The sequence below is a fragment of the Mesorhizobium sp. 1B3 genome (genome assembly GCF_050958605.1).
GTDB lineage: Bacteria > Pseudomonadota > Alphaproteobacteria > Rhizobiales > Rhizobiaceae.
The window spans coordinates 141,747-154,550 of the sequence record NZ_JBJHDO010000006.1 but is presented as its reverse complement, the minus strand read 5'-3'; the positions used below and the strand labels follow the sequence as shown (position 1 = coordinate 154,550).

Here is a 12,804-nt window from a genome sequence, read left to right as displayed (position 1 = left end):
TTTCAGTTTCTGGACCCGTCTTGACGGGATCGATTGGCATTGGGTACAGCTCCAGCGCCACCATCGACGCTTCCGCCGATTTTCTTCAAGAGGGGACACCCGTGTCACGGCAAGACTATCTTTTCACCAGCGAATCCGTTTCCGAAGGCCATCCTGACAAGGTCTGCGACCGCATCTCCGACGAGATCGTCGATCTGGTCTACCGGGAAGCCAAGAAGACAGGCATGAACCCGTGGGATGTGCGCGTCGCGTGCGAGACGCTCGCCACGACGAACCGGGTGGTCATCGCCGGTGAGGTGCGTGTGCCGCACACCTTGCTCAAGAAGGACAAGGACGGCAATGTCGTCCATGACGCGAACGGCAATCCCGTCATCAATCCCTCCAAGTTCCGCTCGGTTGCGCGCCGTGCGATCCGCGACATCGGTTACGAGCAGGACGGCTTCCACTGGAAGAACACCAAGATCGACGTTCTGCTCCACGCCCAGTCCGCGGATATCGCGCAGGGTGTCGACAAGGCGCAGGACGCCAACGCCGAGGGCGCAGGAGACCAGGGCATCATGTTCGGCTACGCCTGCCGGGAAACGCCCGATCTCATGCCGGCGCCGATCTACTACAGCCACAAGGTACTCGAGCTCCTTTCCGCCGCCCGCCGGTCCGGCCAGGGTGAGGTGGCCAAGCTCGGACCCGATGCCAAAAGCCAGGTGACCGTGCGTTATGTCGGCGGCAAGCCTGCCGAGGTAACCCAGATAGTGCTTTCGACGCAGCACCTGGACCCGAGCTGGGATTCCAAGAAAGTTCGCAGCGTTGTCGAGCCTTACATCCGTGAGGCTCTCGGCGATCTGAAGATCGCGCCCAATTGCGCTTGGTACATCAATCCGACGGGCAAATTCGTCATCGGCGGCCCTGACGGCGATGCCGGTCTGACCGGCCGCAAGATCATCGTCGACACCTATGGCGGCGCGGCTCCTCATGGCGGCGGTGCCTTCTCGGGCAAGGACACCACCAAGGTCGACCGCTCGGCCGCCTATGCCGCGCGCTACCTCGCGAAAAACGTCGTTGCCGCCAAGCTCGCCGATCGTTGCACGATCCAGCTCTCCTACGCGATCGGCGTCGCCCAGCCGCTGTCGATCTATGTCGACCTGCATGGCACCGGCAAGGTCGAGGAAGCGACGCTGGAGACGGCGCTGCGCGAGGTGATGGACCTTTCGCCTTCCGGCATTCGCCGGCATCTCGACCTCAACAAGCCGATCTACGCCAAGACGACCGCCTACGGCCATTTCGGCCGCAAGCCTGGCCGCGACGGGTCCTTCGCGTGGGAGCGGACGGACCTGGCCAAGACGCTGAAGGATGCCGTGGCCAAGGAAGCCGTGGCCGCCTGATCGGGACTTGTCTGTCCGATGAGCGCTGAACGGCGCAGCCGCGCCACGGAGGCTTTTTTTGGACGCCGCCGTGGCAAGGGCCTCCGCCCTCTGCAGGCTGCGGCGCTTGAGGGCTCGCTTCCCCGCTACAAGATCGAACTAAGCGCGCCGCCGCCGGCGCGCTTGGAGACGATGTTCGGGACTGCCGTCCATTCCGTACGCCTGGAGATCGGCTTTGGTGGCGGAGAGCATCTGCTCTCCGAAGCGCGGTGCCACTCCTCGACCGGCTTTATCGGCGTCGAGCCTTTCGTCAACGGCATGGCGAAGCTGATGCTGGCGCTGGCAGACGAGCCCATGGGCAACATTCGCGTCCATGACGACGATGCGACCCAGCTGTTGGACTGGCTGCCGGATGGCAGCCTGTCTGGAATCGATCTGCTCTATCCCGATCCATGGCCGAAGAAGCGCCACTGGAAACGCCGTTTTGTCGGCAGGGTCAATCTCGACCGCTTTGCCCGCGTGCTGAAGCCCGGCGGCCTGTTCCGCTTCGCCTCCGATATCGACACTTATATCAACTGGACTCTCCTGCATTGCCGCGCGCACGAGGCGTTCGCGTGGCAGGCGCACTGGTCGGGCGACTGGCATCAGCCTTATGAGGGCTGGCCCGGAACACGCTACGAGGCCAAGGCCATCCGCGAAGGACGGCCGCCGGCCTATCTGACCTTCGTCCGCAAATAGCGCCTGTTGACAGGCAGCTCAAAGCGTATGTCCAATGCAAGAGCCTTGTTAGAGGAGGAGTACGACCATGCGAAAACTGCTTTTGGCAGTCGCCGGGGTAGTTCTTGCCGGCCAGGCCTGGGCCGCCGACTACAAGATCATGGCGCCCGCCGCTCCCGGTGGAGGATGGGACCAGACCGCGCGCTCGATGCAGACGGCTCTCCAGGACGAGAAGATCTCCTCGAGCGTCCAGGTCACCAACGTTCCCGGCGCCGGCGGAACGATCGGCCTCGCACAGTTCGTCAACCAGGCGAATGGCGATCCCTCGCAATTGATCGTTGGCGGTTACGTAATGGTGGGGGCGATCCTCACCAACGACTCGCCGGTATCCCTCGACCAGGTTACGCCCATCGCCCGCCTCACGGGGGAATATGAGGCGATCGTGGTTCCCGCCTCCTCCGACATTACGACGATGGCGGACCTGGTCGCCAAGCTGAAGGCGGACCCCGGCTCGGTCTCCTGGGCCGGCGGCTCGGCCGGCGGTACCGATCATATCACCGCCGGCCTCGTGGCTAAGGCGGTGGGGGTCGACCCAAGCAAGATCAACTACATCGCCTATTCCGGCGGGGGTGAAGCGCTGGCGGCGATCCTCGGCAGCCAGGTCACGGCAGGTATCTCCGGTTACAGCGAGTTCGCTTCCCAGATCGAGGCCGGCACGCTGCGGCTTCTCGGCGTTTCGAGCGACGCGCGCCTCTCCGGCATCGATGCGCCGACCTTCAAGGAGGGCGGCGTCGATGTCTCCATCCAGAACTGGCGCATGGTCGCCGCCGCTCCGGGCCTCAGCCCCGAGCAAACGGCCGCGGTCAATACCGACATCGAGAAGATGGTTAAGTCGGCCACCTGGCAGAAAACGCTCGCCGACAAGGGATGGGCAGACACCTATCTCGCCGGGGACGAGTTCCGCGCACAGCTCGCTAAGGACATCGCCGCCACGTCGGTCATCCTGAAGGACATCGGTCTGGTGAAATGAGCGAAGGCGGCGAGCACCGGCCGCGGCAGCGACCAGATCGCGCGGCTCTGGTCGTCGCGGCGGTGCTGGCGATCGTCGCTATCGTGATTGGATGGAGCACGGCCAAAATGGGCGGCGCGGCAAGCTACTCCCGCATTGGTCCGACGACCTTCCCCTATGTGATCGCAGCCGCCTTTTTCGGGCTCGCCGTATGGACTGCCGTTGCCGCGTTCAGGGGCGAGTTTCCCGAACGCGAGAGGCAGGAGCTGGGCCCGATGGTCTGGATCGTCGGCGGGCTCGCCGCGCAGATGCTGCTTCTGAAGATAGCCGGTTTTTCGATCGCGACGGGGCTTCTTTTCGCGGCGACAGCGCGCGGTTTCGGACGCGGCCCGCTCTGGGCGGCGATACCGTTGGGCATAGTCTTCGCCGGCTTGATCTGGCTCGTTTTCGCGCAAGGCCTGTCGCTCGCCTTGCCGTCCGGGCCTTTCGAACAAATTCTTCTTCGGATCGTCGGTGCGATCGCCGATCTTTTCCGGGGCTCGGTCTGATGGGAACCTTCGATCTGCTGTGGCAGGGGCTCGCGGTTGCTGCGCAGCCCGTCAATCTCCTCTATGCCCTGATCGGAGTAACGTTGGGCACGGCCGTCGGCGTGCTGCCCGGTATCGGTCCGGCCCTGACCGTCGCCCTGCTCTTGCCCGTCACCTACAAGCTCGATCCGGCAGGATCGCTCATCATGTTCGCCGGCATCTACTATGGCGGCATGTATGGCGGCTCGACGACCTCGATCCTGCTCAATACGCCTGGCGAAAGCGCTTCGATCGTAACGGCCCTGGAGGGCAACAAGATGGCTCGCGGCGGTCGTGGGGGCCCGGCCCTGGCGACCGCCGCGATCGGCTCCTTCGTTGCCGGATTGCTCGCCACGATCGGTCTCGCCTTCATGGCGCCGTGGGTGGTGAGGCTCGCGCTGTCCTTCGGTCCGGCCGAATATTTCGCACTGATGGTGCTGGCCTTCATGACGGTGTCGGCGGCGTTCGGCGATTCCACCCTGCGCGGCCTGACATCGCTGTTCATTGGCCTGGCGCTCGGCCTGATCGGGATCGATCTGCAGACCGGGCAGGCGCGTCTTAGTTTCGGCGTTCCGGACCTGCTCGACGGGATCGAGGTGACGACGCTTGCCGTGGCCCTGTTCGCGGTCGGAGAGGCGTTGAGCGTCGCATCCCGCAAGGGTGCGGCCGAGCAGAGGATCGAACCGGTACGCGGTTCCGTCTGGATGAACCGGGAGGACTGGGGCCGCTCCTGGAAGCCGTGGCTGCGCGGCACGGCGGTCGGCTTTCCGATCGGCGCCATGCCGGCCGGCGGCGCCGAGATCGGCACGTTTCTGTCCTATTCCATGGAGAAGCAGCTCGCCACAAAGCCGGAGGAATTCGGCAAAGGCGCGATCGAGGGCGTCGCAGGGCCTGAAGCCGCCAACAACGCCTCGGCCGCCGGAACGCTCGTGCCCCTGCTCACGCTCGGCCTGCCAACCACGGCGACAGCGGCGATCATGCTCGCAGGTTTTCAGCAATTCGGCTTGCAGCCGGGGCCCCTGCTCTTTGCCACGAATCCGCAGCTCGTCTGGGGACTGATCGCCAGCCTGCTCGTCGCCAATCTCATGCTGCTGGTACTGAACCTGCCGCTGATCGGCCTATGGGTGAGATTGCTCGCCATTCCCCAGCCCTGGCTCTATGCCGGCATTCTGGTCTTCGCGACGCTCGGCACCATCGGAGCCAATCCATCGACCTTCGAGCTCGGGCTGCTCCTGGCTTTCGGATTGATGGGCTATTTCCTGCGGCGTTTCGGTTATCCGATCGCGCCGGTGGTGGTCGGCCTCATCCTCGGCCCGCTCGCCGAACAGCAGCTGCGCCGGGCGCTGGCCATCAGCCAGGGCGACCCGACGATCCTTGTCTCGTCGCCGATCGCGCTCGTGCTGCTTTTGCTTGCGGCTACCGCCGTCGTGCTGCCGATCGTGCTCAGGGCACGCGGCAAGGGCAAGATGCTCGCGCAGCTCGGCGGCGACGAGGACTGATCGGACGGAACGGAACGACGATGTCGAGCGCGAGTGCTCAGTAACGTCCGATCCGGCGGAATTGGTCCGGGTCGATCCCGAGGCCCATGAGGTTGTGCGCCTTTGGCTGCCGGCGTTGCCGCACGGCAGCCGCCACCGCAAGCGCGTCACCGATGACGGACATGATTTCGAGGACCGCGGGGCGTCTTTGAGGACTGGACATGATCTTTTCCTTTTGCTGCGCTGCACAATACATATGCCTCCGCCCGTTCGGCAGGCAGGGTGTCCGGCGCAGGGCTCCCATGCGGCAGGCGCAGGCGTAGCGGATATCGTTCTGTGGGCGGGCTGGGCTTGAAAAGACTGCGCCCATAGGCTATCTACCTGATAAATTCTTGGTCGTTATGACGAAGAGTGGGTCCGACCGGTCCCGCTCTTTTTTGTTTCATGGCGGCTCTCCAGGAGAAAGCATGACGGAAACCGTCAAGGACGAACATTCGAGCGACGACCGCATCATCCGCGAGACCGGTATCGATGCGCGTGTGGCGCTTATCGTCGAGCCCGTGCTCGAGGGAATGGGATATCGCCTGGTGCGGGTGCGCCTGTTCGGCCAGAACGGTCTGACGCTGCAGATCATGGCCGAGCGCGAAGACGGCACCATGACCGTGGAGGACTGCGAAGAGGTCAGCCGGGCGCTTTCGCCGGCGCTCGATGTGGAAGATCCGATCGAGAAGGCGTATCATCTCGAGGTTTCGTCGCCCGGCATCGACCGTCCGCTGGTCCGCAAGTCGGATTTTTCGACATGGCTCGGCCATCTGGTCAAGATGGAGACGTCGATCCTCGTAGCCGATCGCAAGCGTTTTCGCGGCAAGATTGCCGAGGCCGACGACGAAGGCGTGCTGATCGAGCGGGATCAGGCCAGCTACGGTGACGCGCCCACGGTGCGCATACCGTTTGAGGCTATCTCCGAAGCCAGGCTCGTGCTTACCGACGATCTCATCCGGGACGCGCTGAAGAAGGACAAGAAAGCGCGTCAGGAGGCCAAGAGACGCCGTGGCGAGCCCGCCGAAGACGAAACCGACGAAGACGAAACCGAAACGGATAATTGACGCAGCACCCGCGGCCGTGAAGGCGCGGGAATTGCAAGGGAGACCAAAATGGCAGTCAGTGCAAACAGGCTGGAGCTTCTGCAGATCGCCGACGCGGTGGCGCGGGAGAAGGCGATCGACAAGCAGATCGTGATCGCCGCGATGGCCGATGCGATCCAGAAGGCCGCGCGCTCCCGCTATGGACAAGAGACCAACATCCGCGCCGACATCAATCCGAACACCGGCGAGATGAAGCTGCAGCGGCTGATGGAAGTCGTCGACAATGTCGAGGAATACGCCCGGGAGATCTCGCTCGCGGATGCGCGGCTGCGCAATCCGGACGCCCAGCTCGGCGACTTCATTGCCGAACAGCTCCCGCCCATGGATTTCGGCCGTATCGCCGCGCAGTCGGCGAAGCAGGTCATCGTCCAGAAGGTGCGTGAGGCCGAGCGTGACCGCCAGTACGAGGAGTACAAGGACCGTATCGGCGAGATCGTCAACGGTACGGTCAAGCGGGTCGAGTACGGCAATGTGATCGTCGATCTCGGTCGGGGCGAGGCGATCATCCGGCGTGACGAGCTGATCCCCCGCGAGAACTTCAAGTATGGCGACCGCGTGCGCGCCTATGTCTACGACGTGCGTCGCGAGCAGCGCGGCCCGCAGATTTTCCTGTCGCGGACCCATCCGCAGTTCATGGCGAAGCTGTTCACCATGGAAGTGCCGGAAATCTATGACGGCATCATCGAAATCAAGTCGGTGGCCCGTGACCCTGGCTCCCGCGCCAAGATCGCGGTGGTCTCGCGCGATTCCTCGATTGATCCGGTCGGCGCCTGCGTCGGCATGCGCGGTTCGAGGGTGCAGGCCGTCGTCGGCGAGCTCCAGGGCGAGAAGATCGACATCATCCCGTGGTCGCCGCAAGCCGCGTCCTTCATCGTCAATGCGCTGCAGCCGGCCGAAGTCGCCAAGGTCGTGCTCGATGAGGATGCCGAGCGGATCGAAGTGGTGGTTCCCGACGATCAGCTTTCCCTCGCGATCGGCCGCCGCGGCCAGAATGTCCGTCTTGCCTCCCAGCTCACCGGCTGGGACATCGACATCCTGACCGAGCAGGAGGAGAGCGAGCGGCGCCAGAAGGAGTTCGCCGAGCGTTCGACGCTTTTCATGGAAGCGCTCAACGTCGACGAGATGGTCGGCCAGGTGCTCGCTTCCGAAGGCTTCACCAGCGTCGAGGAAGTCGCCTATGTCGATTCCGACGAGATCTCGTCGATCGACGGCTTCGACGAGGATACGGCGAGCGAGATCCAGGCGCGCGCCCGGGAATATCTGGAGCGGATCGAGGCCGAGCAGGACGCCAAGCGCAGGGAACTCGGCGTCATGGACGAGCTTCGCGAGATTCCCGGGATCACTACCGCTATGATGGTGGCGCTCGGCGAGGACGGCGTGAAGTCGATCGAGGACTTCGCCGGCTACGCCGTCGACGATCTCGTCGGCTGGAAGGAACGCAAGGATGGAGAGACCAAGCTCTATCCTGGCGTGCTTGCCGATCATGGCGTTACCCGCGCCGATGCCGAGCAGATGGTCGTTGCCGCGCGCCTCAAGGCCGGCTGGATTTCCGAGGAGGAAACCGCCGAGCCGGAAGAAGCTGCCGAAGCGGCCGGTGCGTGACGTGAGCGCGAGGCGGATCGGAGACTCTCTTGGACGAGATGAACGAGCGCACCTGCATTGTCAGGCGCAAAAGCGCCGAGCCCGATGAGCTGATCCGCTTCGTCGCAGGTCCGGATTCCGCGGTCGTTCCGGACCTGAAGCGCAACCTGCCCGGCAGGGGATGCTGGGTGACGGCCGACCGAAAGCATGTCGAGCTTGCCGTTGCGAGGAAGCTCTTCGCGAGGGCGTTGAAGGCCGATGTCACGGCGTCGCCCCAGCTTGCCGATATGGTTGACGCCCTGATGGCGAAGTTCGCACTCGGTGCGCTGGGATTGGCCCGAAAAGCCGGCGCGCTGGCACTTGGTGCCGCAAAGGTGGAGGCCAGTGTGCGCTCGGGTGCGGCAGCCGCCGTCATCCATGCCGACGAGGCATCGGAGGACGGCGTTCGCAAGATCACCCAGGCTCGGCGCGCGGTTGTCCATCTGGGTGGCCCTGCGATCCCCGCATACAAACTTTTTTCGGAACACGAATTGGGTTTGGCATTAGGGGGTACAAATGTGATACATGCTGCCGTTCTCGCGGGAGACGCGGGAAAGGTGGCCTTGAAGCGCATGGCTGCGCTCGACCGCTACCGGGGCGGCTCCCCGGATGAAGTGGCAATGCGTGCGGCAGTTGCCGAAGACGAGAACGCCGCAGAGGACACGGAATGAGCGATACGAAATCGGGTGATGACAAGACGTTGAGCGTCAACACGAAGAAGACCTTGACGCTGAAGCGCCCGGGCATGGAACAGGGTACCGTGCGCCAGAACTTCTCGCACGGCCGCACCAAGGCGGTCGTCGTCGAGACCAAGAAGCGCAAGTTCTCTCTGCCGGGTGACCGGCCGGAGCCTGCCGTCGTGCAGCCGCTGAAGCCGAAGCCTGCCGTGACGGTCGCGCCGCCGGTCAACGAAGCGCCGCGCCCCGCGCCGGTCGAGCGTTCGGGCATGGTCTTGAACGATCTCTCGACCAACGAGATGGAGGCACGCCGCCGTGCGCTCGAGGACTCCAAGGCCCGAGAGGTCGAGGAGCGCCAGCGTGCCGCCGAGGACGCGCGTCGCCGCGCGGAAGAGGAAGAGCGCCGCCGTCGCGAGCGTGAGGAATCCGCTCGCCGGCAGGCCGAGGAGGAAGCGAGGCTCAAGGCCGAAGCGGAATCGCGCCGACGTGCCGAGGAGGAGGCTCGTCGCAGGGTGCCTCCTGCCGCGGAGGTCGTGGAGGACGATGAGGCGAAGCCGAAGCGGGCGCCTTCTTCCAGTCCTGCCGCTCCGGTCCGTCGCGTCGCCACGCCGGAGGTCGCGCGTCCCACCCGCACCAAGGGTGATGACGACCGTCGCCGCGGCAAGCTGACGCTCAACAGCGCTCTGTCCTCGGAGGACGGGGATGCGCGGTCACGCTCGCTTTCGGCGATGCGCCGCCGCCAGGAGAAGTTCAAGCGCGCGCTCCACCAGGAGCCGCGGGAGAAGATCGTGCGTGAAGTGACCTTGCCAGAGACCATCACCATCCAGGAGCTTGCGGGCCGTATGTCGGAGCGCGCCGTGGACGTGGTCAAGTTCTTTATGAAACAGGGCCAGATCATGAAGCCCGGCGACGTCATCGACGCCGATACGGCGGAGCTGGTCGCCTCGGAATTCGGTCACACGGTTCGCCGCGTTGCCGAATCCGACATCGAGGAAGGCCTGTTCGATATCGCCGACCGCCCGGAGGACTTGAAGCCGCGTCCGCCGGTGGTCACCATCATGGGCCATGTCGACCACGGCAAGACCTCGCTGCTCGACGCCATACGCAATGCCAACGTCGTGTCGGGCGAAGCGGGCGGCATCACCCAGCATATCGGCGCTTACCAGGTCGAGAAGAACGGTCAGAGGATCACCTTCATCGACACGCCCGGCCACGCCGCCTTCACGGCGATGCGCGCGCGCGGCGCGCAGTCGACCGACATTGCGATCCTCGTGGTCGCGGCCGACGACAGCGTGATGCCGCAGACGATCGAGTCGATCAACCACGCCAAGGCGGCCGGTGTGCCGATCATCGTGGCGATCAACAAGATCGACAAGCCGACGGCAAATGCGCAGAAAGTGCGCACCGAGTTGCTACGCTACGAGGTGGTCGTGGAGTCCATGGGTGGCGAGACCCTCGAGATCGAGGTCTCGGCGACGAAGGGCACGAACATCGACAAGCTGCTCGAGGCGATTCTGCTTCAGGCTGAAATCCTCGACCTGAAGGCCAATCCCGACCGCACGGCGGAAGGCGTGGTCATCGAGGCAAAGCTCGACAAGGGGCGCGGCCCGGTGGCGACCGTGCTGATCCAGACGGGTACCCTCATGCCCGGCGACATCATCGTTGCCGGTAACGAATGGGGTCGCGTCCGCGCCTTGGTCAACGACCGGGGCGAACACCTCGCCGAAGCGCCGCCTTCAATGCCGGTGGAAGTGCTCGGTCTTCAGGGCACGCCGATGGCCGGTGACCGTTTCGCCGTCGTCAACAATGAGGCGCGCGCCCGCGAGATCACCGAGTACCGCCAGCGCAAGGCGCGCGACAAGGCGGTGGCCAAGCACGCCACCCAGCGCGGCTCGCTGGAGCAGATGATGTCGCAGCTCCAGGCGAGTGGGGTGAAAGAGTTCCCGCTTGTCATCAAGGGCGACGTGCAGGGGTCGATCGAGGCCATCACGACGGCGCTGGACAAGCTCGGCACGGACGAGGTTCGCGCGCGCATCGTCCACGCGGGCGCCGGCGGGATCACCGAAAGCGATGTGTCGCTGGCCGAGACGTCGAACGCCGCCATCATCGGCTTCAACGTCCGCGCCAATGCCCAGGCGCGCCAGGCGGCCGAACAGGCCGGCATCGAGATCCGCTACTACAACATCATCTACAACCTTGTGGATGACGTGAAGGCGGCAATGTCGGGCCTGCTTTCGCCGGAACGCCGCGAGACGTTCCTTGGCAACGCCGAAATCCTGGAGGTCTTCTCGATCACCAAGGTCGGCAAGGTTGCCGGTTGCCGAGTGACGGAAGGCAAGGTCGAGCGCGGTGCGGGCGTCCGCCTGATCCGCGACAACGTGGTCATCCACGAAGGCAAGCTGAAGACGCTCAAGCGTTTCAAGGACGAGGTCGCGGAAGTTCCCGCGGGCCAGGAATGCGGCATGGCGTTCGAGAACTACGAAGACATTCGCCAGGGCGACATCATCGAGTGCTTCCGCGTGGAGCATGTGACCAGGACGCTGTAACAGTGGACGGGCGGCCGATGGTGCATCGGCTGCCCGTCTTTCGTTCGGTTCGGGTCGCGACGCAGGTCGTTACACGGCGTATGGCTCGTCAGCGAAGAGAATGCCCTTGACGCCTGGCCATGCGCCCGGATGCGGGCCAATTCGATGGTCGATAATGAGATAGGGCGGCAGCCATTCCATTAGGACGCGGGGCGAGCTCCGGATCCATCTCGGAAGTCTCCGCTATCAAGAATCTATACCGTTGGCAGCTTGCGTGTCCCCACGGATGCGCGACGACTGTTGAACACAAGAGGCCAAGACAATGAAGGCGGTGAGCAAGGGAGGCGTATCCCAGCGGCAACTCCGTGTGGGCGAGCAGGTGCGCCATGCGCTTTCGGATCTGCTGCGGCGAGGGGAAGTTCGCGACGACCTCATCGAGACCGCGGTCATCTCCGTCTCGGAAGTCCGCATGTCGCCGGACCTCAAGATCGCCACCGCCTTCATCTCGCCGCTCGGCGCAAAGGATGATGGGGCGATTGTCGCGGCTTTGAACCGCAACGCGCGCTTCATCCGCGGGCGCGTGTCCCCGGCTCTGCGCCAGATGAAATACATGCCGGAGTTCCGCTTCCGGCTCGACACCAGTTACGACAATTTCGCCCGGATCGATGAGCTTCTGCGTTCGCCCGAAGTGGCGCGCGACCTCGACGGTGAAGACGACAAGGAGAAGGAATAGTGTCCCGCCGCGGCAAGAAGAAAGGCAGGCCGATTTCCGGCTGGGTGGTACTCGACAAGCCTATCGGCATGGGCTCGACCGAAGCCGTTTCGAAGGTCAAATGGCTGTTTCAGGCCGAGAAGGCGGGCCATGCCGGTACGCTCGATCCCCTTGCTTCCGGCATGTTGCCGATTGCGCTCGGCGAGGCGACGAAGACCGTGCCCTATGTCATGGATGGGGCCAAGGTCTATCGGTTCAAGGTCGCCTGGGGCGAGGAACGCACGACCGACGACCTCGAAGGTGCGGTTTCTCGGTCCTGTGACAAGCGCCCCTCGGAAGCCGATGTCCGGGCACTCCTGCCCAGATATACCGGGATTATCCAGCAGACGCCGCCGCAATTTTCCGCCATCAAGATCGGCGGCGAACGTGCCTATGACCTCGCCCGGGAGGGCGAGGCCGTGGACATCCCGCCCCGCGAGGTCGAGATCGGGCGACTGGACATCGTCGCCATGGATCGCGATTCCACCAGCTTCGAGGTTGAATGCGGCAAGGGAACCTATGTTCGTTCCCTGGCCCGCGACATGGGGCGCGATCTGGGCTGCTATGGTCATATTGCGCAGTTGCGGCGCGTCGAAGTCGAACCCTTCACCGAAGAGGACTTCGTCACTGTCGCGGAGCTCGAGGCCGCTGCCGCCGAAGGTCGTCCGGCCGAGGACGATACGCAGACGCTACGCTCCTTCGATGCCATCGATGCGCTGGTGATCGATACGGGCGCCGCGCTCGACTGTCTCCCGCAGGTCACCGTGGGGGACGATGCCGCCGCCAGGCTCAGGCTCGGCAATCCGGTGATCGTCCGGGGTCGCGATGCGCCGGTCGAGGCCGAGGAGGCCTGCGCCATGGCGCGCGGCAAGCTGGTGGCGATCGGCGCCATCGAAGCCGGCATGTTCAAGCCCAGGCGTGTATTCGCGGGCTGACAAAAAGACATGCGCAAATCAAG

12 protein-coding genes are annotated in these 12,804 nt (G+C 64.4%); 11 read left to right on the top strand and 1 reads right to left on the bottom strand.

The annotated features are described in order from the left end of the window. Positions 1-101 precede the first annotated feature (101 nt). The 5 genes from metK (at position 102) to ACCO56_RS18000 (ending at position 5,149) form a co-directional block, all read left to right on the top strand. Complete coding sequence (gene metK, locus ACCO56_RS18020; protein ID WP_433642194.1) at positions 102-1,379, top strand: methionine adenosyltransferase; 1,278 nt, start codon at positions 102-104, stop codon at positions 1,377-1,379. 18 nt (positions 1,380-1,397) lie between these two features. After that, the gene (gene trmB / locus ACCO56_RS18015) at positions 1,398-2,096 is read left to right on the top strand and encodes a tRNA (guanine(46)-N(7))-methyltransferase TrmB (RefSeq protein ID WP_433642193.1); all 699 of its coding nucleotides are present in this window, start codon (positions 1,398-1,400) and stop codon (positions 2,094-2,096) included. Between the two features lie 67 nt (positions 2,097-2,163). After that, entirely contained in the window at positions 2,164-3,105 is a 942-nt protein-coding gene (locus ACCO56_RS18010) for a Bug family tripartite tricarboxylate transporter substrate binding protein (protein WP_433642192.1), read from the top strand. After that, positions 3,102-3,632, top strand: a complete 531-nt coding sequence (locus tag ACCO56_RS18005; RefSeq protein ID WP_433642191.1) for a tripartite tricarboxylate transporter TctB family protein — start codon at positions 3,102-3,104, stop codon at positions 3,630-3,632. The genes ACCO56_RS18010 and ACCO56_RS18005 overlap by 4 nt, the downstream gene beginning before the upstream one ends. After that, on the top strand, positions 3,632-5,149 hold the full coding sequence (locus ACCO56_RS18000; RefSeq protein ID WP_433642190.1) for a tripartite tricarboxylate transporter permease: 1,518 nt from the start codon (positions 3,632-3,634) through the stop codon (positions 5,147-5,149). The genes ACCO56_RS18005 and ACCO56_RS18000 overlap by 1 nt, the downstream gene beginning before the upstream one ends. A gap of 37 nt (positions 5,150-5,186) precedes the next feature. Here the strand turns inward: ACCO56_RS18000 and ACCO56_RS17995 are convergent, their stop codons facing one another. Continuing rightward, positions 5,187-5,351 (bottom strand): hypothetical protein, encoded by a 165-nt coding sequence (locus ACCO56_RS17995; RefSeq protein WP_433642188.1) that lies wholly within the window; start codon positions 5,349-5,351, stop codon positions 5,187-5,189. Positions 5,352-5,595: 244 nt separating this feature from the next. Here ACCO56_RS17995 and rimP point away from each other — a divergent pair, with 244 nt between their 5' ends. From rimP to truB, 6 genes are all read left to right on the top strand, one after another. After that, positions 5,596-6,234, top strand: a complete 639-nt coding sequence (gene rimP / locus ACCO56_RS17990; RefSeq protein WP_433642187.1) for a ribosome maturation factor RimP — start codon at positions 5,596-5,598, stop codon at positions 6,232-6,234. A gap of 48 nt (positions 6,235-6,282) precedes the next feature. Continuing rightward, entirely contained in the window at positions 6,283-7,875 is a 1,593-nt protein-coding gene (gene nusA / locus ACCO56_RS17985) for a transcription termination factor NusA (RefSeq protein WP_433642186.1), read from the top strand. Positions 7,876-7,913: 38 nt separating this feature from the next. Beyond that, a complete protein-coding gene (locus tag ACCO56_RS17980) occupies positions 7,914-8,564 on the top strand; it encodes an RNA-binding protein (RefSeq protein WP_433642394.1) in 651 nt (216 codons plus the stop codon). Next, positions 8,561-11,116: a translation initiation factor IF-2 gene (gene infB / locus ACCO56_RS17975; RefSeq protein ID WP_433642184.1), complete on the top strand. Its 2,556-nt coding sequence runs from the start codon at positions 8,561-8,563 to the stop codon at positions 11,114-11,116. Before ACCO56_RS17980 ends, infB begins: the two co-directional genes overlap by 4 nt. 301 nt (positions 11,117-11,417) lie before the next feature. After that, positions 11,418-11,828 carry a 30S ribosome-binding factor RbfA gene (gene rbfA / locus ACCO56_RS17970; protein ID WP_433642182.1) on the top strand — a complete coding sequence of 137 codons (411 nt, stop codon included), beginning with the start codon at positions 11,418-11,420 and terminating at the stop codon, positions 11,826-11,828. Continuing rightward, positions 11,828-12,781: a tRNA pseudouridine(55) synthase TruB gene (gene truB / locus ACCO56_RS17965; RefSeq protein ID WP_433642180.1), complete on the top strand. Its 954-nt coding sequence runs from the start codon at positions 11,828-11,830 to the stop codon at positions 12,779-12,781. The genes rbfA and truB overlap by 1 nt, the downstream gene beginning before the upstream one ends. Positions 12,782-12,804 lie beyond the last annotated feature (23 nt).

What these genes read in the sequence shown, in the direction of transcription:
- rimP (WP_433642187.1), top strand. Translation starts at nt 5,596, where the DNA reads ATGACGGAAACCGTCAAGGACGAACATTCGAGCGACGACCGCATCATC.
- infB (WP_433642184.1), top strand. Translation starts at nt 8,561, where the DNA reads ATGAGCGATACGAAATCGGGTGATGACAAGACGTTGAGCGTCAACACG.
- nusA (WP_433642186.1), top strand. Translation starts at nt 6,283, where the DNA reads ATGGCAGTCAGTGCAAACAGGCTGGAGCTTCTGCAGATCGCCGACGCG.
- ACCO56_RS17980 (WP_433642394.1), top strand. Translation starts at nt 7,914, where the DNA reads ATGAACGAGCGCACCTGCATTGTCAGGCGCAAAAGCGCCGAGCCCGAT.
- ACCO56_RS18000 (WP_433642190.1), top strand. Translation starts at nt 3,632, where the DNA reads ATGGGAACCTTCGATCTGCTGTGGCAGGGGCTCGCGGTTGCTGCGCAG.
- trmB (WP_433642193.1), top strand. Translation starts at nt 1,398, where the DNA reads ATGAGCGCTGAACGGCGCAGCCGCGCCACGGAGGCTTTTTTTGGACGC.
- rbfA (WP_433642182.1), top strand. Translation starts at nt 11,418, where the DNA reads ATGAAGGCGGTGAGCAAGGGAGGCGTATCCCAGCGGCAACTCCGTGTG.
- ACCO56_RS18010 (WP_433642192.1), top strand. Translation starts at nt 2,164, where the DNA reads ATGCGAAAACTGCTTTTGGCAGTCGCCGGGGTAGTTCTTGCCGGCCAG.
- ACCO56_RS18005 (WP_433642191.1), top strand. Translation starts at nt 3,102, where the DNA reads ATGAGCGAAGGCGGCGAGCACCGGCCGCGGCAGCGACCAGATCGCGCG.
- ACCO56_RS17995 (WP_433642188.1), bottom strand. Translation starts at nt 5,351, where the DNA reads ATGTCCAGTCCTCAAAGACGCCCCGCGGTCCTCGAAATCATGTCCGTC.